This window comes from Pseudomonas sp. OST1909 (assembly GCF_015277575.1).
GTDB lineage: Bacteria > Pseudomonadota > Gammaproteobacteria > Pseudomonadales > Pseudomonadaceae > Aquipseudomonas > Aquipseudomonas synxantha_A.
The window spans coordinates 2,917,925-2,938,308 of sequence record NZ_CP063780.1 but is presented as its reverse complement, the minus strand read 5'-3'; the positions used below and the strand labels follow the sequence as shown (position 1 = coordinate 2,938,308).

The 20,384-nt window shown below is 60.5% G+C and carries 19 protein-coding genes; 5 read left to right on the top strand and 14 right to left on the bottom strand.

Annotation, left to right across the window (positions count from 1 at the left end; translation table 11 throughout):
* Positions 1–442 precede the first annotated feature (442 nt).
* From IH404_RS12785 to IH404_RS12770, 4 genes are all read right to left on the bottom strand, one after another.
* Entirely contained in the window at positions 443–1,891 is a 1,449-nt protein-coding gene (locus tag IH404_RS12785; protein ID WP_194440559.1) for an efflux transporter outer membrane subunit, read from the bottom strand.
* Positions 1,888–5,064 carry an efflux RND transporter permease subunit gene (locus IH404_RS12780; protein WP_194440558.1) on the bottom strand — a complete coding sequence of 1,059 codons (3,177 nt, stop codon included), beginning with the start codon at positions 5,062–5,064 and terminating at the stop codon, positions 1,888–1,890. The genes IH404_RS12785 and IH404_RS12780 overlap by 4 nt, the downstream gene beginning before the upstream one ends.
* Complete coding sequence (locus tag IH404_RS12775; RefSeq protein WP_005787765.1) at positions 5,061–6,227, bottom strand: efflux RND transporter periplasmic adaptor subunit; 1,167 nt, start codon at positions 6,225–6,227, stop codon at positions 5,061–5,063. Before IH404_RS12775 ends, IH404_RS12780 begins: the two co-directional genes overlap by 4 nt.
* 638 nt (positions 6,228–6,865) lie before the next feature.
* Positions 6,866–7,303 (bottom strand): DUF3995 domain-containing protein, encoded by a 438-nt coding sequence (locus IH404_RS12770; RefSeq protein ID WP_005787763.1) that lies wholly within the window; start codon positions 7,301–7,303, stop codon positions 6,866–6,868.
* Positions 7,304–7,396: 93 nt separating this feature from the next.
* Between IH404_RS12770 and IH404_RS12765 the strand changes: the two genes are divergently transcribed.
* Positions 7,397–7,786 carry a DUF2946 domain-containing protein gene (locus IH404_RS12765; protein WP_005787761.1) on the top strand — a complete coding sequence of 130 codons (390 nt, stop codon included), beginning with the start codon at positions 7,397–7,399 and terminating at the stop codon, positions 7,784–7,786.
* Between the two features lie 94 nt (positions 7,787–7,880).
* Positions 7,881–10,007, top strand: a complete 2,127-nt coding sequence (locus IH404_RS12760; RefSeq protein ID WP_005787759.1) for a TonB-dependent receptor — start codon at positions 7,881–7,883, stop codon at positions 10,005–10,007.
* 126 nt (positions 10,008–10,133) lie between these two features.
* On the opposite strand, the gene IH404_RS12755 is transcribed toward IH404_RS12760, so the two are convergent.
* A complete protein-coding gene (locus IH404_RS12755; protein ID WP_005787756.1) occupies positions 10,134–11,141 on the bottom strand; it encodes an ABC transporter substrate-binding protein in 1,008 nt (335 codons plus the stop codon).
* 131 nt (positions 11,142–11,272) lie between these two features.
* The gene (locus IH404_RS12750; RefSeq protein ID WP_177327419.1) at positions 11,273–11,722 is read right to left on the bottom strand and encodes a hypothetical protein; all 450 of its coding nucleotides are present in this window, start codon (positions 11,720–11,722) and stop codon (positions 11,273–11,275) included.
* Positions 11,723–12,117: 395 nt separating this feature from the next.
* Between IH404_RS12750 and IH404_RS12745 the strand changes: the two genes are divergently transcribed.
* The 3 genes from IH404_RS12745 to IH404_RS12735 all read left to right on the top strand — a co-directional run bounded on the left by IH404_RS12745 (position 12,118) and on the right by IH404_RS12735 (position 13,042).
* Positions 12,118–12,393 carry a hypothetical protein gene (locus IH404_RS12745; RefSeq protein WP_194440557.1) on the top strand — a complete coding sequence of 92 codons (276 nt, stop codon included), beginning with the start codon at positions 12,118–12,120 and terminating at the stop codon, positions 12,391–12,393.
* Positions 12,394–12,503: 110 nt separating this feature from the next.
* A complete protein-coding gene (locus IH404_RS12740; protein WP_005787750.1) occupies positions 12,504–12,734 on the top strand; it encodes a hypothetical protein in 231 nt (76 codons plus the stop codon).
* Positions 12,735–12,805: 71 nt separating this feature from the next.
* Positions 12,806–13,042, top strand: a complete 237-nt coding sequence (locus IH404_RS12735) for a DUF2789 domain-containing protein (protein WP_005787748.1) — start codon at positions 12,806–12,808, stop codon at positions 13,040–13,042.
* 7 nt (positions 13,043–13,049) lie between these two features.
* Here the strand turns inward: IH404_RS12735 and IH404_RS12730 are convergent, their stop codons facing one another.
* The 8 genes from IH404_RS12730 to IH404_RS12695 all read right to left on the bottom strand — a co-directional run bounded on the left by IH404_RS12730 (position 13,050) and on the right by IH404_RS12695 (position 20,365).
* Positions 13,050–13,253, bottom strand: coding sequence for a hypothetical protein (locus tag IH404_RS12730; RefSeq protein ID WP_005787746.1), 204 nt, complete (start codon positions 13,251–13,253; stop codon positions 13,050–13,052).
* A gap of 200 nt (positions 13,254–13,453) precedes the next feature.
* A complete protein-coding gene (locus IH404_RS12725; protein ID WP_003191666.1) occupies positions 13,454–13,858 on the bottom strand; it encodes a TraR/DksA C4-type zinc finger protein in 405 nt (134 codons plus the stop codon).
* Positions 13,859–14,219: 361 nt separating this feature from the next.
* The gene (locus IH404_RS12720; RefSeq protein ID WP_003191668.1) at positions 14,220–15,242 is read right to left on the bottom strand and encodes an ABC transporter permease; all 1,023 of its coding nucleotides are present in this window, start codon (positions 15,240–15,242) and stop codon (positions 14,220–14,222) included.
* Between the two features lie 26 nt (positions 15,243–15,268).
* Positions 15,269–16,822, bottom strand: a complete 1,554-nt coding sequence (locus IH404_RS12715; protein ID WP_005787739.1) for a sugar ABC transporter ATP-binding protein — start codon at positions 16,820–16,822, stop codon at positions 15,269–15,271.
* Between the two features lie 65 nt (positions 16,823–16,887).
* Positions 16,888–17,823, bottom strand: a complete 936-nt coding sequence (locus IH404_RS12710; protein WP_194440556.1) for a sugar ABC transporter substrate-binding protein — start codon at positions 17,821–17,823, stop codon at positions 16,888–16,890.
* A gap of 49 nt (positions 17,824–17,872) precedes the next feature.
* Positions 17,873–18,049 carry a hypothetical protein gene (locus IH404_RS12705; RefSeq protein WP_005787736.1) on the bottom strand — a complete coding sequence of 59 codons (177 nt, stop codon included), beginning with the start codon at positions 18,047–18,049 and terminating at the stop codon, positions 17,873–17,875.
* A 126-nt stretch (positions 18,050–18,175) separates the two neighbouring features.
* A complete protein-coding gene (locus IH404_RS12700) occupies positions 18,176–19,204 on the bottom strand; it encodes a Gfo/Idh/MocA family oxidoreductase (RefSeq protein ID WP_194440555.1) in 1,029 nt (342 codons plus the stop codon).
* Positions 19,205–19,354: 150 nt separating this feature from the next.
* Positions 19,355–20,365, bottom strand: coding sequence for a Gfo/Idh/MocA family oxidoreductase (locus IH404_RS12695; RefSeq protein ID WP_194440554.1), 1,011 nt, complete (start codon positions 20,363–20,365; stop codon positions 19,355–19,357).
* Positions 20,366–20,384: the final 19 nt, after the last annotated feature.

The window sequence follows — 20,384 nt, the reverse complement described above, 5'->3', positions numbered from 1 at the left end:
CAAGGTCAACACCTGTAGGAAATTTCTTTTTGGAGGGAGTTGCCAGGGGTAATGTGGGAGGGGGCTTGCTCCCGATGGCGGCCTCAGGGCCGACCAGGATGCTGGATCAGACCGAGTACATATCCGTTGTTTGGGTAACGGCCATTATTGGTTCCGCTTTTACAGCGGGTCACTTTGGAAAAGAGCCCCAAAGTAACCAAAAGGCTCTTGCCCCACCACTCGGCACCTCGCCCAGGCTCGGTGTGCCCGTAATCCGCCAGGGATTAGGGGGGCCGCCGCCACGCGCCATCCATGGCGCGGGGCGGCTAAACCGGCATCCCTGCCGGTTCACCCCCCAAATCCCTGTCGAATTCCGGCCAGCGTGGTTTAACGGGGCGCCTCAGATCAAAAGCAGATCAAGAGCAAGATCAAGAGCGGCTCGCTTCGCATCGTGGACTAGCCGCTATCGCATCACCGCCACCCCACATCCCTGCCCCATCTGCTCACAAATCTGCCATCCACCTCCCAACGCCTTGTAAATCCCCACCACCGCCAGCCGCTGCCCGGTACGCGCCGCCGTCAACGCACGGCGGCTGTTGAAGTCTGCGCGTTCGGCCTCAAGCACATCCAGATATACGCCCTCGCCTTCGGTAAAGCGCGTACGCGCAAACCTGGCCGCCTCGCGATTGGCCGCCGCTTCCAGCAGCCTCAGGCTCAGGGTATTGCCCGCGGCGTTGTTGGCCTGAAACGCATCATCGGTCTCTTGCAGGGCACGCAAGACGGCTTGGTCGTAGGCGATCAGTGCCGCCTGGGTGCGCGCCTCGCTGGCGGCGATTCGCGCGCGCACGCGTCCGGTATCCAGCAGCGACCAGCGAATCACCGGGGCGATAAAGTTCGACTGCATACCGGCGTCCCCCAGCGAACCGAGGCTTCCGGCCAGTAGCCCGATGGAGCCCTGCACCTGGATATCCGGGTACAAACCCGCGGTTTCCACGCCTATTTGTGCAGTCTCGGCTGCCAGCGTGCGCTCGGCCGCAGCGATATCGGCGCGCCGGGCCAACAAGCCGGCCGGGTCGCCGACTTGCAGGGTACGCAGGTTCAAGGCCTCACGGCCGGGCTTGGCCGCAGGCGGCTTGAACCCCTGCGGTGCTTGCCCCAGTAGCACGGCCAGCGCGTTGGTGGAGGTTGCGCGTCGCCGTTCAAGGTCGGGCGCTACCGCCTCGACATTGCGCAGCAAGGCCTCGGCGCGCAGCCGGTCGAACTCGGTGGCGGCGCCGACGCTGACCAGATGTTCCACCAGGCCCAGGCTGTCGCGCTGGCTCTGGCTGATATCCGCGACCACCGCCTGTTCAGCTTCGATCCCTTGCAGTTCGAACCAGGTGGCCGCGACGGTGGCGGCGACGCTCGCCTGTACACTGCGCAGCAATGCCTGGCGCGACCCCGCCTGCGCTTGCGCTGCCTCTACCGAACGGCGGACGCGCCCAAACAGGTCGATTTCCCAGGCCGCATCCAGTGCCGCGCGGGTGGTTTCAATTGAGCGTTCCTGGCCCAACGGTGTCTCGACTTCACTGCGCCGTCGGTGCTCATAACCGAGGGCGGCACCGCCACTGGGCAGAAACCCTTGGCGGCTCTCGCGCAGCATCGCCTTGGCTTCATCCAGGCGTACGGCGGCGATGCCGATGTCGTGGTTGGCCGCCAGCGCCTGCTGGATCAATTGGCTGAGTGCCGGCTCGTCGAACACTTGCCACCACTGCACCTCGACCTCGCCGCTGCCCAGACCTGCAACGGGCGCACCGAAGCTTGCCGGCCTGTGCGCGGCGGGCAGCACCGGCGCGGAATAGTCAGGCCCTACCGCAGCGCAGCCGGCCACCAGCAGCAACGGCAACATAAAAAGTGGAAAAGACCGTTTCATGATGCGCGCTCCTCCAGCTGCAACTTCGGATTCGAACCCTGACGCTGCAAGCGCAGCGCCAGGCTGCGCATCACCACGTAGAACACCGGCGTGAGGAACAGGCCGAACAGCGTCACCCCCAACATCCCGGCAAACACTGCAACCCCCATGGCATGACGCATTTCGGCCCCGGCGCCACTGGCCAATACCAGCGGTACCACGCCGGCGATGAACGCAAGCGACGTCATCAGGATCGGTCGCAAGCGCAGTTGGCACGCGTGGATAACCGCCTCCAACGGGCTCGCACCTTCGGCTTCGAGGCTGCGGGCAAACTCGACGATCAAAATGGCGTTCTTCGCCGCCAGCCCGACCAGCACCACCAGCCCGATCTGCACGAACACGTTGTTGTCACCGTCCACCAGCCACACGCCGATGATCGCGCTGAGCAGGCACATGGGCACGATCAGCAAGACCGCCAGCGGCAACAGCCAACTGTTGTACTGCGCGGCGAGGATCAGGTACGCCAGCAACACACACAGCGGGAAAATAAACAGCGCCGATGATCCGGCGAGTTTTTGCTGGTAGGTCAAATCCGTCCATTCATAGGTCACGCCTTCGGGCAGTACCTCCTGCGCCAGCCGCTCCATCAGCGCAACAGCTTGCCCCGAGCTGACCCCAGGCATCGCCCCACCGGAGATATCCGCCGAAGGGTAGCCGTTGTAGTGAATCACCCGGTCCGGGCCGGAACCGGGAGTGACGGTGACAAACGCCGACAACGGCAGCATGTTCCCGGCCGCATTGCGCACTTGCAGGCGGCCGATGGCTTCGGCCTGCATCCGATGGTCGGCATCAGCCTGGGCGGTCACCTTGTAGGTCCGGCCGAAACGGTTGAAGTCGTTGACATACAGCGACCCGAGATAGACCTGCAAGGACTCGAACACATCCGCCAGACGCACGCCCTGGCTCTTGACCTGGGTGCGATCGATGTCGACGTTCAACTGCGGTGCGTTGACGTCCAGGCTGGTCATCAATCCGGCGACCTGGCCCGACTCAGTGGCTTTGGTCATCAATACCTGGGTCTGCTGCACCAATGCCTCAAGCCCAACCCCGCCACGGTCCTCGACCTGTAACTTAAAGCCACCGGTCACCCCAAGGCCGGGCACCGGCGGCGGCGGGAAGACGCCGAGGAAACCGTCAGGGATGCTCGCGAACCTGGCTTGCAGGCGCCCGGCGATGGCGACCGCGGACATATCGGACGAGGTTCGTTCCTTGAATGGATCGAGCATGACAAACATCACCGCGGCATTCGGCACATTGACGAAGCCGTTGACCGATAACCCCGGGAACGCCACCACGCTTTCTACACCCGGTTCATCCAGGGCGATCTTCGACATCTGCCGCACCACCGCATCGGTACGCTCCAGCGAGGCCGAATTGGGCAATTGGGCGATACCCACCAGGTAGTACTTGTCTTGCATCGGCACAAAGCCCGCCGGTACAGCGTTGAAGCCGAACCAGGTCAGCGCCAGTAATCCGCCGTAGGCGACCAGCGCCACCCCGCGGCGGCCGACGACCTTGCGCACCGAGTTGCCATACGCCTGCGGCGCCCGCTGGAACGGTCGGCTCAGCACCTGCACCCAATGCGCAGCACGACCGCGCAGGCTACGCGGGTCGTGCGCCACGGCGGCGCCGCGCGGGCGCAGCAACAGGCCGGCCAGCGCCGGGCTGAGGGTCAACGAGTTGACCGCCGAGAGGATCGTGGAAATCGCGATGGTCAGCGCAAATTGCCGATAGAACTCACCCTGCAGGCCACTGAGAAACGCTGTGGGAATAAACACCGCCGCCAGCACCGAGGTAATGGCGATGATCGGGCCGGTGACCTCCCCCATTGCCTTGCGCGCTGCCTCGGTGGGCTCCTCGCCGTTCTCGATATGCCGCTCGACGTTCTCGACCACCACGATGGCATCGTCGACCACGATGCCGATCGACAACACCAGCCCGAACAACGACAAGGTATTGAGGGAAAACCCCATCAGATGCATGACCGCAAAGGTGCCAATGATCGACACCGGCACAGCCATCAACGGGATCAGCGATGCGCGCCAGTTACGCAGGAACACCACCACCACGATGACCACCAGCAGGATCGCTTCCATCAGCGTGATGGCGACTGACTCCAGCGAAGCGCGCACAAACACGGTCGGGTCGTAGGCTATCCGCGACACCAGCCCTTCGGGGAAGTTGGCCTGCAGGCGCTGCATGGTGTCACGCACCGCCTGCGCCACATCGAGCGCATTGGCCCCTGGGCTCTGGATGATCTGCAAGGCCACGGCCGGCTCGCCATCCAACAGGCTGCGCAGCGCATAGGCATCGGCGCCCATCTCGATACGGGCCACATCGCGCAGGCGCGTGACCTGGCCGTTATCGCCGGTGCGGATGATGATGTCGCCGAACTGCGCTTCGTCCGTCAAGCGCCCGAGGGTGTTGACCGTGACTTGGAAAGCCGCATTGGAATCGGGTGACTGGCCGACCGAGCCCGCCGCCACTTGCACGTTCTGCTCGCGTACGGCGCCGATCACATCACCGGCGGTCAAGCCACGGGCAGCGATCAGGTCCGGGTCGAGCCACAGCCTCATGCTGTATTCACCCGCGCCCCACACCAGCACGTCGTTGATCCCCGGTATGCGCGACAGCTCATCGCGCACCTGCAAGTAGGCGTAGTTGGAGATGTACAGCGGGTCATAACGTTGGTCGGGAGACAGCAGGTGGACCACCATGAGGATGTCCGGCGAGGTCTTCTGCGTGACCACACCAAGACGCTGTACCTCTTCGGGCAAACGCGGCAACGCACGCGAGACGCGGTTTTGCACCTGGATCTGTGCCATGTCGGCATTGGTGCCCTGGGCGAAGGTCGCCGTCAGGATCATGCGGCCATCGGTGGCCGACTGCGAGGTCATGTAGAGCATGCCCTCAACGCCGGTGATCACCTGTTCCAGTGGCGCCGCCACCGTCTCGGCAATCACTTGCGGGTTGGCCCCAGGATAATTCGCGGTGACTTGCACGGTCGGTGGCGTGACCGCGGGGTATTCGCTCAGCGGCAGGTGGAAGAAGGCGACAAGGCCGCCGATCATCATCAACACCGACAGGACGATGGCGAAGATGGGCCGATCAATAAAGAACCGTGGAAAGCTCATTGCACGCCTCCCACGGTCAGCGGTGCCTCAAGCGGCTTGCCCTCGATGCTGGCGGCCAGCGGCGTCACCGTCATGCCCGGGCGCACCAGCCCTTTGACGACAATACGCTCGCCCGGTTGCAGGCCCTGCTCGATCACCCGCAGGCCTTCAGCCATCGGGCCCAATTCGACCGGGCGGTATTGGGTCTTGTCGCTGTCACCGACCACCAGCACATAGCGCCGGCCCTGGTCGGTGCCGATGGAATGGTCGGCAATCAACACCCGCGTTTGTGCCGCGCCGGTGTCCAGCTTGACCTTGGCGAACAGCCCGGGGGTCAGGCGCCCGTCCGGGTTGTCGACCACCGCACGCACGCGCACGGTGCCGGTCTTGCGGTCGGCCGCGTTGGCCAGAAAGTCCACCCGCCCAGCCCGCGCATAGGTCGCATCATTGAGCATCGCGACCATCACCTTGGCGGCTTTGTCCCCCTTCGATCCGGCGTATTCACGGGTCGCGGCCAACGAGTGCAGATAGGTGCGCTCGTCGACATCGAAGTACACATGCAACGGATCGACCGAAACGATCGTCGTCAACGGCGTCTCCCCTCGGGTGACATAGTTGCCTTCGGTGACGAGGGCACGATCGATGCGGCCGCTGATGGGCGCGGTGACGCGTGTGTAGCTCAGGTCCAACTGTGCCGTATCCAATGCCGCCTTCGCCGCCTCGACCTGGGCCCTGCCGGCATTCAAGGAGGCAATGGCGGTGTCGAGACGATCACGCGCCACCACCTTCTTGGCGAACAGTTGCTCGGCTCGACCATGCTCGGCCTGGGCCAGCAACGCATTGGCCTCGGCCTCGCGCAAGCGCGCCTTGGCAGCGTTCAACGCGGCCTGAAATCCCCGCGGGTCAATCACAAACAACGGGCTGCCCTTGGTGACGAACTGGCCTTCGGGCACGCTGACACTTTGCAGATAACCACTGACACGCGGGCGCAGTTCGACCTGCTCAATGGCGGTCAACGAACCGGTGTACTCGACAAACGGCGTCACCGCTCGCGCCACCACTTCGGCCACTGGCACGCTGGGCGGCTTGGCGGCAGCGGCCGGCGGCGCGTTGTCTGTGCATCCGCCCAGCATCAACACCACGGCCATTGCCCCGGTGATCAGGCTTATTGGTTTGGCGTACATCGTTCACCCTCCTTGGAATTTTCAAGACAAATCGACACTGGAGGTTTTTATCGGGCTTGCCACATTGGGAAGGTCAAGCGCTATAAAACCGGGAGGGTGTGTTTTTGTCTGGAGGGTGTTTTGAGTGGGGATTGGGTGCGCAGGTCAAGCGCGCTTTATAGCAGCCGACGGTAACCACGATGCGAAGCGAGCCGCTCTTGATCTGCTTTTGATCTTGATCTTAGGCGCCCCGTCAAACCACGCTGGCCGGAATTCGACAGGGATTTGGGGGGTAAACCGGCAGGGATGCCGGTTTAGCCGCCCCGCGCCATGGATGGCGCGTGGCGGCGGCCCCCCAAATCCATGGCGGATTACGGGCACACCGAGCCTGGGCGAGGTGCCGAGTGGTGGGGCGATAGCGTTTTGCTTACTTTTGCGCCGTTCAAAAGTGAGCCGCTGTAAGAGCGGAACCAATAGCAGCCGTTACCCAAATAACGGATATGTACTCGGTCTGATCCAGCATCCTGGTCGGCCCTGAGGCCGCCATCGGGAGCAAGCCCCCTCCCACATTTGGATCTCGATTTGTCAGGTAGATATGTGCTGGCTGTCCGACCGTCACGAGAGCAAGCTCCCTAGCCACAGGTATGGCGCCGAGACCATCAGGTCCACGCCACCACCAACAACCCGGCACCCAACACCAGGCACAACGGCGAGTACAGGTACGTATCCAGGCGTGCAAACCGGGAATTGCCGACTTTCTTGAAAAAACCTACCAGCTCCGAATCGCCAATCGCACGGGCAAACATCAGCACCGCAATCGCGCTGATGCCCCACTGCAACGCACCATGGGACACCGGCGAGAAATACAGCCCGGCGCGCAGGCAAACCAGCAAGGCAATCGCTACCAGCCCCATCGCGACCAGAAAGGTGCCCAGCGCCGACGGCTTGAACGCTGGTCGCGGCCCGCTGGCAAATTCACCAGGCAGTTGCGGAATCGCCGCCAGGCTGCCGAATTTGCCGCCAGCCGCCCAGTAAAGATGCACCATGCTGATAAAGGTAAAAACCCCGACAATCCATCGCGCAATGACAAAACTCATGGCGCACACTCCCGAAAAATGTGGGAATCAGGATAGTCGCCCTGAGATTTTTTGCAGGCATTTCGTCGGCGGCTGATGGTAAAGTGCCGCCCCATGAAACTCGCCCGTGCCGACCGCTCGCTCATTGCCTGGATGCTCTACTGCTGCGTCCTGTTCAATGTGTTCGCCTGCAGCATTGGTCATGGGCAGATGGTGGGGATGCAGCTCAACGGCATCAGCGGCCAGTTCTGTACGGTGGACCCGCGCACCCAGGCGCCCCTGCCCAGCAACTCCACGGATGAAAGCCTGCCAACCCTGTCGAAGGCCTTTGGTTGCCCGCTGTGTTCTACCGGCGGCATGGGGCCTGCTCTCAACTCCCATCTGAATGTGGCGGTACTGCCACAACCCCATGCGCCACCTGCTGCGGTGGTGCTTGCCGCTGACATCCCTGCCCGTTTCACCTGGCCCACGGCTAACCCGCGCGCGCCACCTGCCTACGCCTGAGCCCTGCGCTTTCTGATCTGTATTGCCGACCGCTTCCGTGAGGAAGGACGGATGGCTGTGCGTTGTTTTCAAGCCAAGTTTTCAGGATTCAACCATGAAACATCTACCCCTATTGGCGGGCCTGTTCGGCTGCCTGCCCGTTTGCGCCTGCGCCCTTGAGCTGGCGCCGACCACCATTGAAGGCGGGCAAAGCGTTGAGCCCGGCCTGGCCCTGGATCAATCCAGCGGCATGGCCTCGCGCCTGGGCCTGAGTGTGCGGGAAACCCCGGCGTCGGTGGCCATCGCCAACCGCAACGATATCGAGCGCCATGGCGCCAGGACCTTTCGCGAGGCGGCCAATACCCTGCCCGGCGTCAACGCCAGCGCGCCGCCCGGGTTTGGTGGGTTTATCTCGTACCGCGGGTTTACCAGCAGCCAGATCACCCAGATGTTCAACGGCATCAATGTCGCCACAGGCCTGGCGCGGCCGGTGGATGCGTGGATCTACGACCGCGTGGAACTGGTCGGCGGCCCCTCCTCCCTGATCAACGGCGCCGGCTCCGTGGGCGGCTCGCTCAATTACGTGACCAAGTTGGCGACCCGTGAAGAACTGGCAGCAGAAGGCCAACTGACCTACGGCAGCTACGACACCGCCGGCATGGCCTTCGGCCTTAATCACGCGCTGACCGAGCCCGGCGCCGATGTGCAGCATTACGCGCGACTGGATGTGAGCCGCAACACCAACCACAGCCACATCGACCGCGCTCAACGAGATGCCTGGAGCGTGGCGTTTTCCCTGCTCAGCGACCTCACGCCCAACCTGTCCCATACCCTGGCCCTGGAATATCAGGATGAGCATGAAGACAGCCCGTATTGGGGCACGCCGGTGCTCAACCCCAAGGCCGGCGAACTGAAGATCGACAAGCACAACCGCTTCAACAACTACAACGTCGCCGACGGGCGTTACGAACAGCGCACGATCTGGGCGCGCTCGATCATCGACTATCGGATCAACGACAGCACCACGCTGAAAAATACCCTCTACCATCTCGACAGCCAGCGCGATTACCGCAACCTGGAGACCTACCAGTACAACGCCGACAACAGCGCGGTGAACCGTTCGACCGCCTATCAGGTGCGGCATCAGGGCGAACAGAACGGCAACCAGTTTGAACTGCGCCATGACACTAGCGTGTTCGGCCTCTCCACCACTTGGTCTAGCGGTTTTGAGTACAAGGTCAACAGCACCACCAACAGCCCCTTGAACGTATCGGGTCGAAGTACCGTCGACCCGAACAACTACAACCCGGGGCACTTCTATGACATCCCCGGCACACGGCCGGGCTTCATCAAGGACAAGACCAACCAGGTCACCACCAAGGCGCTGTTTGTGGAAAACCGCCTGGGGCTCACGGACAAGCTGTCACTGCTGACCGGCCTGCGTTATGACGCTATCGACCTGGACGTGACCAACCACCGCACAATCACCGCTACCAACCCTCGGCACTTCAAGCGCAGTTGGGAGCCAGTAACCGGCCGTGTGGGGCTTACCTATCAGTTTGTTCCGTCGGCCAATGTCTACGTGCAATACAGCACAGCCGTCGAACAGCCCAATACCACCACCCAGGTGTTCGACGTGTCCACCGGCAAGCAGTGGGAGATCGGCAGCAAGTTCGATTACCTGGACGGTCGCGGCTCGGCAACGGTCGCCGTCTACAAGATCGAACGCGAAGACTTTGCCGTCACCGACCCACAGGACCCCACCAACAGCATCCCGGTGGGCGCGCAGTCATCCAAAGGTATCGAACTGGCCAGCTCACTGCGCATCACGCCAAGGCTGCTGGCCGAAGGCAACTTTGCCTGGGTGGATGCCGAGTACGATGAATTCAATGACAAAGTTGCCAGCGGCGCCGTGGTATCGCGCAAAGGCAATACGCCGACCAATGTGCCCAAGCGCGTGGGCAACCTGTGGTTGACCTACGACTTCTCAGAGGATTGGCAAGGGGGGGTGGATGCGCGCTATGTCGACCAGGTGTATGCCGATTATGCCAACACCCAGACAGTGCCGGCTTACACGCTGTTCGGTACGTTCCTGCGCTACAAGCTGGATGCCCGCACCTCGGTGACCGCGCGCGTGCGCAACTTGACCAATGAGGTGTATGCCGAGTTTGCGCATGTGTCGCCAGCTTACTATCTGGGGTCACCGCGGACCTTCGAGATAGCGGTACAAACGCGATTCTAAATCTGGAATGCAAAAAAATTGTGGGAGGGGGCTTGCTCCCGATGAGGGCGTGTCAGTCAATTTATCTGTGATTGACACTCCGCCATCGGGAGCAAGCCCCCTCCCACATTTTGTTCTGCATTCAGGCTATTTAAGGGCCGTCTCAACCTTCTGGGCTACATCCGGCGTCAACCACGCCTTCCACACCTCAGGGTGCTCCTTGAGGAACGCCTGGGCCACGTCCCGTGGCGCGGTGTGGTTTTCGCTCATCTTCGCCAGGGCTTTGTTAAGCGGCTCGATGGGGAACTCGACTTTTTCGAAGAACTGGGTGATCTGCGGATATTGCTGCTGGAACGGCGTCGATACGCCAATGCTCAATTTGGATGCCAGCGAGCGCGTAGGCTTGGGGTCAGTGTTGTCCGCGTCGGTCAGGGTCTTCCATGCATCGGCATCAAACGGCGGCTCTTCCAGCTGGATCAATTTATAGCGCCCCATCAACGGGGTGGGTGACCAGTAATAGAACAGCACCGGCTTGCCCCGGCGGATCGAAGAGGCAATCTCGGCATCCAGTGCTGCGCCCGAACCGCTGCGGAAGTTCACGTAGGTGTCGTCCAGGCCATAGGCCTTGAGCTTCTGTTTGTTGACCACTTCGGACGTCCAGCCGATGGGGCTGTTGAGAAAGCGCCCTTTGCCCGGGGATTCCGGGTCTTTGAATACATCCTTGTAGCGCGCCAGGTCCTGTACGCTTTTCAGGTCCGGCGCCAGGGCCTTGAGGTTTCTGGACGGGTCGCCCTTGACCACGTATTCCGGCACCCACCAGCCTTCAGTGGCGCCTTTGACCGTGTCTCCAAGCCCTACCACTTTGCCTTCGGCTTCAGCCTTGACCCAAACAGGGCTGCGGCCCGCCCACTCTTCGCCGATCACCTGGATGTCGTTCTTGGCCAGGGCGGTTTCCAGGGTGATGGTGGTGCCAGGCAAGGTGTCGGTGGGCATGTCATAACCCTTTTCGACGATAAAGCGCAGTACTTCGGTGATCAGGCTGCCGCTTTCCCAGTTGAGGTCGGCAAAATGCACCGGTGCCTGTGCGGCCGATACCGGCAGTGACAGACTCAGGGCCGTCAGTGACGCGGCCAGCAGTGACTTCAATCCTCTCATGCCTTTGCACCTCGCGTTCTCGCAGTCATGGCAAACGGCTTTGCCGCTAATGCGCGAAGCCTCTGAATAGTTAAGTCAACTCAACTGTAGTAGAGGTTCCGAAAGACAAAGGTGCACAGCGTATTTATCGGTTATTCGCTGGCCTTGAACGTCACCAGTTCACCCTTGCGCCACTTGGCGGCCTTGCCCGTCACGGCCTTGAGGGTTTTGGTCAGCCCTTCCTGCAACTGTTCATGGGCGGCAAATACCAGCATCACGCTATGGCCTTCCTTGAACACAATGCCCTGGCCTTCGTTTGACGATACAAAGGCGTAGTCGCCGAGGCCGTAAACGGTCAACTTGATATCGCGAAACTTGAGTTCGAACTTTCCACCTTCGCGGCTGGGTAAGACAGCCGCACGGAAATGGTCGCCCACCTTGAGTTCCAGGCGTGGCTTGTCATCCACGACCAGTGCCGCTTCGGTATCGATCTCGGCGATGTAGATGCCTTCCGGCGTCTGTTCAGTGACGTAGACAAACCGGGATTGAAACTGTTTGACCAACTTTGCGCGCAAATCACCCAGCACGAATAACGCGTGCATATCCAGATTACTGACTGCCAAGGAAACGCCCCCACATCAAGAAAGCGCTGGCCGCCGAAGCGGGCAGCACAAAAAAACGGCCGTTACGGCACGATCACACATTCGTCAAAAACCTGAAGATAACCCGCAGGCCCCGTACACCCAGCCGCGGTGGACCTAAAGCAAGGTCAGCCGGTGGCACAGCAAATCACAGGTTCAACGACCCGAGAATACGAGTCGACCAACTTCAGAGAATAACCCAGTCAAAAGTGCAGTTTTCCGACACCCGAAACAAAAAATAGACGGGCATGGAACCAGTTGCGAACTACCGACGACAATACTAAAACAGCAAGCCGGGTCAAAACCACCCGAAACGCCAAAGACAGGCTAACAAGATCGATCGACAGGAGCTGAGCATGCAACGACGTCAACACGATGCTATGTCCTTCCACACTCGTTCATCATGTCCAGACGAACGCCAATACTACTGCTTGCATAACCTTGATGGGTACTCCCATTCGGTTCTTTACCAAGTGGTACCGGCCGGAAAGAACTTTTTCCACATTCTTGAAGTGCCCAGTGGCAGGATCAAGGGGTTTCGCAGCGATCACAATAAAGCCTGTGAATTGGCCAAAATGCTTGAAGCCAAGCTGCATGCCCTTTGCGGGGGGCTCGTTTCGTCACCTGGGTGACTTTACTGCGCCTGCGCCCCTCAACAACTGCCATACTGGCCCGTCCATTGAAGTTTGCCCCGTGCGGGTCAGGTTTCATCAGTGCAGTTACCTTGAAGGGAAGGCTATACGTGACGGAATTTGATATTGGCGAATTTTTTATCCACGGCGATGCCAGGGAAGTAGACGGAGAGTTTCAAGCAGTCATTATCATGCGGGCCAAACCACCGCTGACCACCGTAACCGCGCACCAGGTAGAAAAAGACCGTTGGTTCAAGACTGTAGACGCCGCTGCCTTTGCAGCAAAAGAAGCCGCAAAAGCCCTGAAAACCGCCGTGGATTCGGGTGCTCTCAATTCCTGACACTTCGATAGAACTCTAACGCGCCTCAAGCCTCCCATACACAACGATCCTCACTTTGTATGGAGTACCCAATGGACGCGCCAATCCCCACGCTCGAAACCCTGTTTGAACAACTGGGCCTGGACTCAACCCCTGAGGCCATTGATGCCTTCATCGTCGCGCATTCTTTGCCCGAAGACGTGAAGTTGATCGATGCGCCGTTCTGGACGCCCCAACAGGCGCAGTTTCTTAAGGAAGAACTGCGTGAAGACGCTGAGTGGGCCATCCCGGTGGATGAGTTGAATCAGCGCCTGCATCAACCTCACTAGCACGGTCTCAATGCAGGCTGTCTGACTGTTCCATGCGCAACAGCGCTTGCCAGGCAGCCTGACACTCCTGCGCCTCATCACGACTTGCAAAAGCGGTGCCGCGCTGTTCACCATTGAGCAACACTACCCAGCAGGCTTTCTGACCCAAGGCGCGCAGGGTCTCAGGTACACCGCTGCCGATCATCACGGCCACATCGACTTTGTTTTGCATGGAAGTTCTCCGTAGCATTAGTTAGCTGCCTAACAATGTTGGCCATGCTACGGTTTTATTCCAGCTGGAAAAAGCTATCCTGGGAATAGCTTCATTGCATAAACAGCAACAATCCATCGCGCCAGACGCGGGCCGGATGATCTCGGGAGGTTGTTGCAGACGGGGCAGCCAGCTCACTGGCAGGCCCGTCATTCAGCACATCAGGCTTGGCGCTGATGCTTGTCGATCTGCTCGTGGCGCTCTTGGGCTTCGATGCAGTACTTGGTGGTCGGGCTGATCAGCAGGCGCTTGAGGCCGATCGGCTCGCCGCTGTCATCACACCAACCAAAAGAATCTTCCTTGATGCGCTCCAGGGCGCGCTCAAGTTGCGGCAGCATACGCTGGTCGCGATCAATGGCATTTACCAGCCAGGTGCGCTCTTCTTCAACGGAAGCCGCGTCAGCCGGGTCCGCCGGGGTGTCCAGGCTTTCAATGGCGATGCGGTTCTGTTCAATGCGCTCGTGGTGTTCCACCTTCATGTCTTGCAGCAACTTCTCGAAAAAAGCGTGCTGTTCGGCATTCATGTAGTCATCCGCCGGCATGGCCAGCAACTTTTCCTTTGTCATTGATTTCTCTATAAAAAATACGTGCATTAAGGCGAATAAGGGAGCGTTCCGCAAGGCCTGTACAGGTCTCGGAAGGGCGCCGTCCATTTCAAGCGCCACCCGGCACTCAATTTACGAGGGGCGGCAGTCTAAGGCCGACTTGAGAGCGCAGCAACTGAAAAGACAGGCATTTTTTCCCAATTAACCCCCAAAGGCACCAGGACGGGCTTGGCGAACGGTCATCGGAGTGCGTTTATAGCAAGAAATTCAGTGCAGTGGAGCTATATAGAAGACAAACGGTTGAAAGTGGCTGATCCCGGACTAAATGTGGGAGAGGGCTTGCCCCCTCCCACATTTGATCTGATTCGGCCCTTGGATTCACTCAGCGCTTGAGCTTGCGCTTGTTGCGGTACTGGTCGATCACCACTGCCACCACGATGATCAGGCCCTTGATGATGTCCTGGATATACGCATCCACACCCACGAAGGTAAACCCGCTGGCCATCACGCCGAGGATCAGCGCGCCGATCACGGTGCCGGTGATGCGCCCTACCCCGCCCGCCAGGCTGGTGCCGCCGATCACCGCAGCGGCAATCGCATCCAGCTCGTAGGACATGCCCATGCCCGCCTGCCCTGTCGCGGCACGGGCCGAGGCCACCACGCCGGCCAGGCCCGCCAGCAGCCCGGCGATGCTATAGACGATGATCAAGTGGCGCTTGACGTTGATGCCCGAGGTGCGCGCCGCCTGCATATTGCCGCCGATGGCGTAGGTGTACTTGCCGTACTTGGTATAACGCAGCGCGATGTGGAAGATCACCGCCACCACCAGGAAGATGATCACCGGCATAGCACCATGGCCGATGGCCGTGTAGGAATCCGAGAGCATGCTCACCGGCTGGCCTTCGGTGTAGTAACGCGCCAGGCCACGGGCCGAGACCATCATGCCCAGGGTCGCGATAAACGGCGGGATGCCGGTCACCGCGATAATGCTGCCATTGATCGCCCCCGCCAGCAGCCCCACGCCCAGGCCCATCGCCACTGGGATCCACACCGGCAAGTCGGTCAGGGACGGAAACACCGCCCGGGAAAAATCCGAGGTCTGCGCCAGGCTGGCGGCAATCATCGCTGACAAGGCCAGCACCGAGCCGGACGACAAGTCGATGCCCGTAGTAATGATCACCTGGGTCACACCGATAGCCAGCAGGCCGATGATCGAGACTTGCAGAATCATCAGCACCAGGCGCTGGGAGTTCATCAAGAAGCTCTGGTCGCGCACGATCCAGCCGAACAGTTCAAACACCAGGCCGATACCGATCAGCACCAAAAAGATGCTCAGCTCGGTGGGCATGCGTCGACGATTCTTCACCGGTGCCGTCGCCGGCTTGTTGTCTGTTATTGCGTTCATAGCCCATCACCTTCTTATTCTGTAGATCAGTGGACCGCAGACATGCCGGAGGCCAACTGCATGACTTTTTCCTGGGTGGCCTCGGCACGATCCAGGGTGCCCATCAGTTCGCCTTCGTGCATCACCATCACCCGATCGCTCATGCCAAGCACTTCGGGCAGCTCCGAGGAAATCATGATCACCGCCATGCCTTCGCTGGCAAGAAAGGCGATCAAGCGATAGATCTCGGCCTTGGCGCCCACATCGATACCGCGGGTCGGTTCATCCAGGATCAGCAGCCTTGGGTTGGTCATCAGCCAGCGTGCCAGCAGTGCCTTTTGCTGGTTACCGCCCGACAAGGTGTCGATGCATTGCTCCAGGGACGGAGTTTTTACTCGCAGCTTCTTGCACATCTCTTCGCACAGGCCGCGCAGGGCCTTCTGCTGGATAAAGCCGCTGCCCGAATAGTGCGGCAACACCGCCATCTCCATGTTTTCCAGCACCGACAGGCACGGGAACAGGCCGCTGAGCTTGCGATCTTCGGTCAATAGCGCAAAACCTTTCTCGATGGCCATGTGCGGGTCGGTAATGCGCACCGCCTTGCCATCCAGGGTGATTTGCCCACCGGTGCTTGGGGTAATGCCAAAAATGGTTTCCGCCACATTGGTACGCCCAGAGCCCATCAGGCCGGCGATACCGAGAATCTCCCCGGCGTGCAGGTCGAACGAGACGTCCTTGAACACGCCGTCCAGGCTCAGGTCGCGCACCGACAGCAGCAACTCACCTATCGGCGTCTCGCGCACCGGGAACAACTGGCTCAACTCCCGCCCCACCATCATCGAGATCAGGCTGTCGCTGTTCAGGCTGTCGGCACGTTGCAGGCCGATGTACTGGCCGTCGCGGAACACCGCCACTTCATCGGCGATGGCGAACACTTCGTTCATTTTGTGCGTGATATAGACAATACCTTTGCCCTGGGCCTTGAGGTCGGCAATGATCGAAAACAGGTGGGCAACTTCCTTGTCGGTAATGGCCGAGGTGGGTTCATCCATGATCAGGATGTCGGAGTCGTACGAGACCGCCTTGGCAATCTCGACCATCTGCCGTTCGGCGATGCTCAGGTTGCCCACCTGCTCTTCAGGGTCGAGGTTGATGCGCAGGCGCGCCAGCAACTCGGCGGTGCAGCGATGCATTTCGCGGTGGTTGACCATGTGCAGGCTGTTGAGCTGCTCGCGGCCGATCCAGATGTTCTCGGCGATGCTCATATGGGGCATCAGGTTGAGCTCCTGATGGATCATGGCGATCCCGGCCTTTTGCGCCGCCAGCGGCGTTTCGAAGGTAATAGGCTTGCCACGCAGGCGGATTTCCCCGGCGTCGGGCTGGTAGATGCCGGCGATGATCTTCATCAGCGTTGATTTACCCGCGCCGTTCTCGCCCATCAATGCCAGCACCGTGCCGGGGCGCACCCGCAGTTGCACATCGTCCAGGGCGACAACACCGGGAAAGCCTTTGCTGATGTTGAGAATTTCCAGCAGGTAGGGTTCGTCCAGCGGCAACGGCTGGATGCCCGGGGGCTGCGAGGCAGCGGCTTGAGCAAGCATAGGGAGGCACTCCATCTGCAGGGCGGCCGTGACCGCCCTGCCGGCTTATTGTTGTTGTGTCAGGGCTACTTGAAGTCTTTGACGTTGTCCGGGGTGATCAACTGGAACGGGATCACCACGTTCTGCTCCACCGGCTCTTTTTTGGCCATCTTGCGCGCCGCTTCTACGGAACCCACCGCCTGGCCCTTGGCGTCCTGGAACGCCGAGGCGGCCATGTGACCCTTGGTGATCGCGTTCAAGCCATCCGGCGTACCGTCAACACCGGCAATCAGCACGCTGCCTTTTTCCTTGCCGGCCGATCGCAGGGCCATGGACGCCCCGATCGCCATCTCATCGTTGTTGGCCAGCACCGCATTGAAATCACGCCCCTGGGTCAGCCAGTCGTTGACCAGGGTCATGCCCCGGTCACGCAGCCAGGCGCCGGTCTGCTCCTGCTCGATCTTGATGTCCGGGTACTTGGCCAGCACTTCCTTGACACCCTTGGTGCGGTTGGTGGTGGAGTTGTTCGCCAGGTCACCCAGCAGGATCACGACCTTGCCCTTGCCGCCGAGTTTTTCGGCGATGTATTGCATTTGCAGGCGCCCGGCCTCGACGTCATCGGAGGTCACTGCCACCACGTCCTTGGGCAAGTCTTTCTGGTCCGGGCGGCGGTTGACGAACACCAGCGGAATGCCCGCCTTGGTCGCAGCCGCAATGATGTTCTTGGTCGAAGCGGTATCGACCGGGTTGACGATAATGGCGTCGACTTTCTGGCTGATAAAGTTCTCGACCTGGCTCAATTGCTTGACCACATCGGCCCGCGCGTCTTCAAACTGCAATTGCACGCCATCGCCCTTGGGGTAGGACTTGGCTTGCTTGTCCATGTCTTCGCGCAGATAGGTGAGGAAGGTGTCATCGAACGCAGACATCGTGACGCCCACCTTCAGATCGGCGGCGCCGGCAACGCCACTGGCCAGCAGCATGGACAGGGCCAGCGCGGTAAAACGGATCGGGGTCTTCATGAACGGTCTGTCTCCACTTTTTTGTTGGTTTTTTTCGACGTTGCGTTTATCAGGACTCGGCTGTCAGTCGCACCACTGGCGCCCCTGGAATGCAGCACACCAGCGCGCCCTGGTTTTCGACGCACAGCACGTTAAGGAAGGAGAAGTAGAACGGCCGGGCGCGGGGCAGTCCGCGTGGCGCTTGGGCGGGGCGTAAAACTCGAAGTACAGCGTTGAAGATTTTCATCTGACGGTACCTGGTTGTTTTTGATCTTGTTTTTGTTGAGTCGCCCGCTGGGTCCGGGACGTACTTTATGCAACCTGGAAACGACTGTATTAGAAAATAATTTCCATATCAACCTGTTTTAGAATTTTATTCTATTTTTGTCGAAACCACTTGCAGGCGCTCGGCGCTCAGGCGTGCGGCGTCCAATATACGGGTGGTTTCCAGCGCGTCATAGGCGCTTACCGGCAGCGGCCCCTGCCCTTGCACCGCCAACTGCAACTGGCGATAGAACTGTGTCCAGCAGCCCTTCTCCGACGGCACCCGCTCGCGCTCCGAGCCTTGTTCGAACCAGCCCCAGCGTCGATGCTCCTCCGCGCCCCAGTGCTCGCCTTCGGTCTTCGGCGATTTACCGGCGATCAGCGCTTCTTCCTGGCCATCCAACCCTTCGACGGTGTAGCAACCCAAGGTGCCACTGACACGAAAGCGCGGCGCCTGGCTGTTCTGCAAGGCGTTGCCCCACAGGTGGGAAATCACGCCGTTGGTGTGGGTCAGGGAAACAAAGAAGCCGTGATCCACGCTGGGGTGTTCAGGGGTGTAGTGCAGTTGGGCGAACACTCGGTCCACCGGGCCGTACAGTTGCAGCGCCTGATCCACGAGATGGCTGCCCAGGTCGCGCAACCAGCCGCCGCCACTGGCATTGCCCACGGCTTGTGGGCTGTAGCGTTCTACACGAGATTCAAAGCGGGTGATGGTGCCCAGGGCGCCGGCATCGATGAGTTTGCGCAGAGTCAGGTAATCCGAGTCCCAGCGCCGGTTCTGGTAGACGCTGAGCAGCGAGCCCTGGCGCTCGGCGGCAGTGATCAGGGCTTGGGCTTGTTCGGCGTTGGCCGCAAAGGGTTTGTCGCTGACCACCGCCACGCCGTGTTCGATGGCTTCCAGTACCAACGCCGGGCGACCTTTGAGGGTGGTGGAAATCACCAGGGCGTCGACGCCGGCTTCGACGATCTGGCCGATGGAGTCGAAGGCTTTGACACCTGGAAGATCAGTACTCAATTGCTGGCGACGTTCGGGTGAACGCGTCACCACGCCGACAAAGGTGGCCCCAGGCAGGGTGGCGATCAGCGGCGCATGAAAAAAGCGCCCGCCGTGGCCGTAGCCCACTAGTCCGATCCGCATGCTCAACTCCAGAATTGATTTGGGAACCCAAGCAACTGTGGGAGCTGGCTTGCCTGCGATAGCAGTGTGTCAGGCACTGAATCTGCCACTGATAGACCGCTATCGCAGGCAAGCCAGCTCCCACAATGTTAACCACATTTCTTCAGTGAGTTAGCCGTAGAAGTGTGGGCGATCCGGCAAGCTCACCGGCACAATCTGCCCACTGCCCTGGGCTTCAATACACGCATCCGCCGCCACCGCCGCCGCATACCCATCCCACGCCGACGGCCCGCCGACCTGCCCAGCCCGTACGCTGTCGATAAACGCCTGCAACTCCACGTCATAGGCACCGATAAAGCGATCCTTCCAATCCATCAGGATCGCATTGGACAGCTTCGCACCGCTGCGCAGTTGCACCTGGGACGGCTCCGGCAACTTGGCGATGCCGGTCTCCCCCACCACTTCGCACTGGATGTCGTAGCCGTATTGGCAGTTCACAAATACCTCCACGTCGATACGCGTGCCCTTGGCAGTTTCCAGCAGCACGATCTGCGGGTCGCGCAGGTGGGCCAGGGCCTTGCTGGTCTTGCGCGGGAACACCACCTGCACGGACACATAGTCGTCATTGAGCAGCCAACGCAGCACGTCCAGTTCGTGGATCAGGGTGTCGGTGATCGCCATGTCGGTGTTGTAATTCTCGCCCACCGTCGGGTTACGGTGCGCGCAATGCAGCATCAACGGCTCACCGATCTGGCCGCTGTCGATCACGGCTTTCAAGGCACGATAGCCTTCGTCATACGGACGCATGAAGCCCACCTGCACCAGGCGCTTGCCATGGGCCACTTCGGCCTCGACGATCTTGCGACAACCTTCGGCGGTGACCGCCAGAGGTTTTTCACAGAACACCGGTTTGCCGGCGGCGATGGCGGCCAGTACGAACGCTTCGTGGCTTGGACCCCATGAAGTCACCAGCACCGCTTCGACCTGCGGCGAGCTGATCAGTGCATGGCCGTCCGGGTACACCTCTGCGTCCAGCTTCAAGTCCGCGACCACCTTGGCGGCCTGCTCAAGGTTGATATCGGTGACCGCCACCACCTGGCTGTTGAGCAAGGTCTGGCTGCAACGACGGATATGGTCCCGGCCAATGGCGCCCGTACCAATCACTCCAAGCTTCAAAGACATGTAAACACTCCTCTTGTTG

Excerpts from the sequence above, each read along its gene's own strand:
- IH404_RS12785 (WP_194440559.1), bottom strand. The coding sequence starts at position 1,891 with ATGAAACGGTCTTTTCCACTTTTTATGTTGCCGTTGCTGCTGGTGGCC.
- IH404_RS12780 (WP_194440558.1), bottom strand. The coding sequence starts at position 5,064 with ATGAGCTTTCCACGGTTCTTTATTGATCGGCCCATCTTCGCCATCGTC.
- IH404_RS12775 (WP_005787765.1), bottom strand. The coding sequence starts at position 6,227 with ATGTACGCCAAACCAATAAGCCTGATCACCGGGGCAATGGCCGTGGTG.
- IH404_RS12770 (WP_005787763.1), bottom strand. The coding sequence starts at position 7,303 with ATGAGTTTTGTCATTGCGCGATGGATTGTCGGGGTTTTTACCTTTATC.
- IH404_RS12765 (WP_005787761.1), top strand. The coding sequence starts at position 7,397 with ATGAAACTCGCCCGTGCCGACCGCTCGCTCATTGCCTGGATGCTCTAC.
- IH404_RS12760 (WP_005787759.1), top strand. The coding sequence starts at position 7,881 with ATGAAACATCTACCCCTATTGGCGGGCCTGTTCGGCTGCCTGCCCGTT.
- IH404_RS12755 (WP_005787756.1), bottom strand. The coding sequence starts at position 11,141 with ATGAGAGGATTGAAGTCACTGCTGGCCGCGTCACTGACGGCCCTGAGT.
- IH404_RS12750 (WP_177327419.1), bottom strand. The coding sequence starts at position 11,722 with ATGCACGCGTTATTCGTGCTGGGTGATTTGCGCGCAAAGTTGGTCAAA.
- IH404_RS12745 (WP_194440557.1), top strand. The coding sequence starts at position 12,118 with ATGCAACGACGTCAACACGATGCTATGTCCTTCCACACTCGTTCATCA.
- IH404_RS12735 (WP_005787748.1), top strand. The coding sequence starts at position 12,806 with ATGGACGCGCCAATCCCCACGCTCGAAACCCTGTTTGAACAACTGGGC.
- IH404_RS12730 (WP_005787746.1), bottom strand. The coding sequence starts at position 13,253 with ATGCAAAACAAAGTCGATGTGGCCGTGATGATCGGCAGCGGTGTACCT.
- IH404_RS12725 (WP_003191666.1), bottom strand. The coding sequence starts at position 13,858 with ATGACAAAGGAAAAGTTGCTGGCCATGCCGGCGGATGACTACATGAAT.
- IH404_RS12720 (WP_003191668.1), bottom strand. The coding sequence starts at position 15,242 with ATGAACGCAATAACAGACAACAAGCCGGCGACGGCACCGGTGAAGAAT.
- IH404_RS12715 (WP_005787739.1), bottom strand. The coding sequence starts at position 16,822 with ATGCTTGCTCAAGCCGCTGCCTCGCAGCCCCCGGGCATCCAGCCGTTG.
- IH404_RS12710 (WP_194440556.1), bottom strand. The coding sequence starts at position 17,823 with ATGAAGACCCCGATCCGTTTTACCGCGCTGGCCCTGTCCATGCTGCTG.
- IH404_RS12705 (WP_005787736.1), bottom strand. The coding sequence starts at position 18,049 with ATGAAAATCTTCAACGCTGTACTTCGAGTTTTACGCCCCGCCCAAGCG.
- IH404_RS12700 (WP_194440555.1), bottom strand. The coding sequence starts at position 19,204 with ATGCGGATCGGACTAGTGGGCTACGGCCACGGCGGGCGCTTTTTTCAT.
- IH404_RS12695 (WP_194440554.1), bottom strand. The coding sequence starts at position 20,365 with ATGTCTTTGAAGCTTGGAGTGATTGGTACGGGCGCCATTGGCCGGGAC.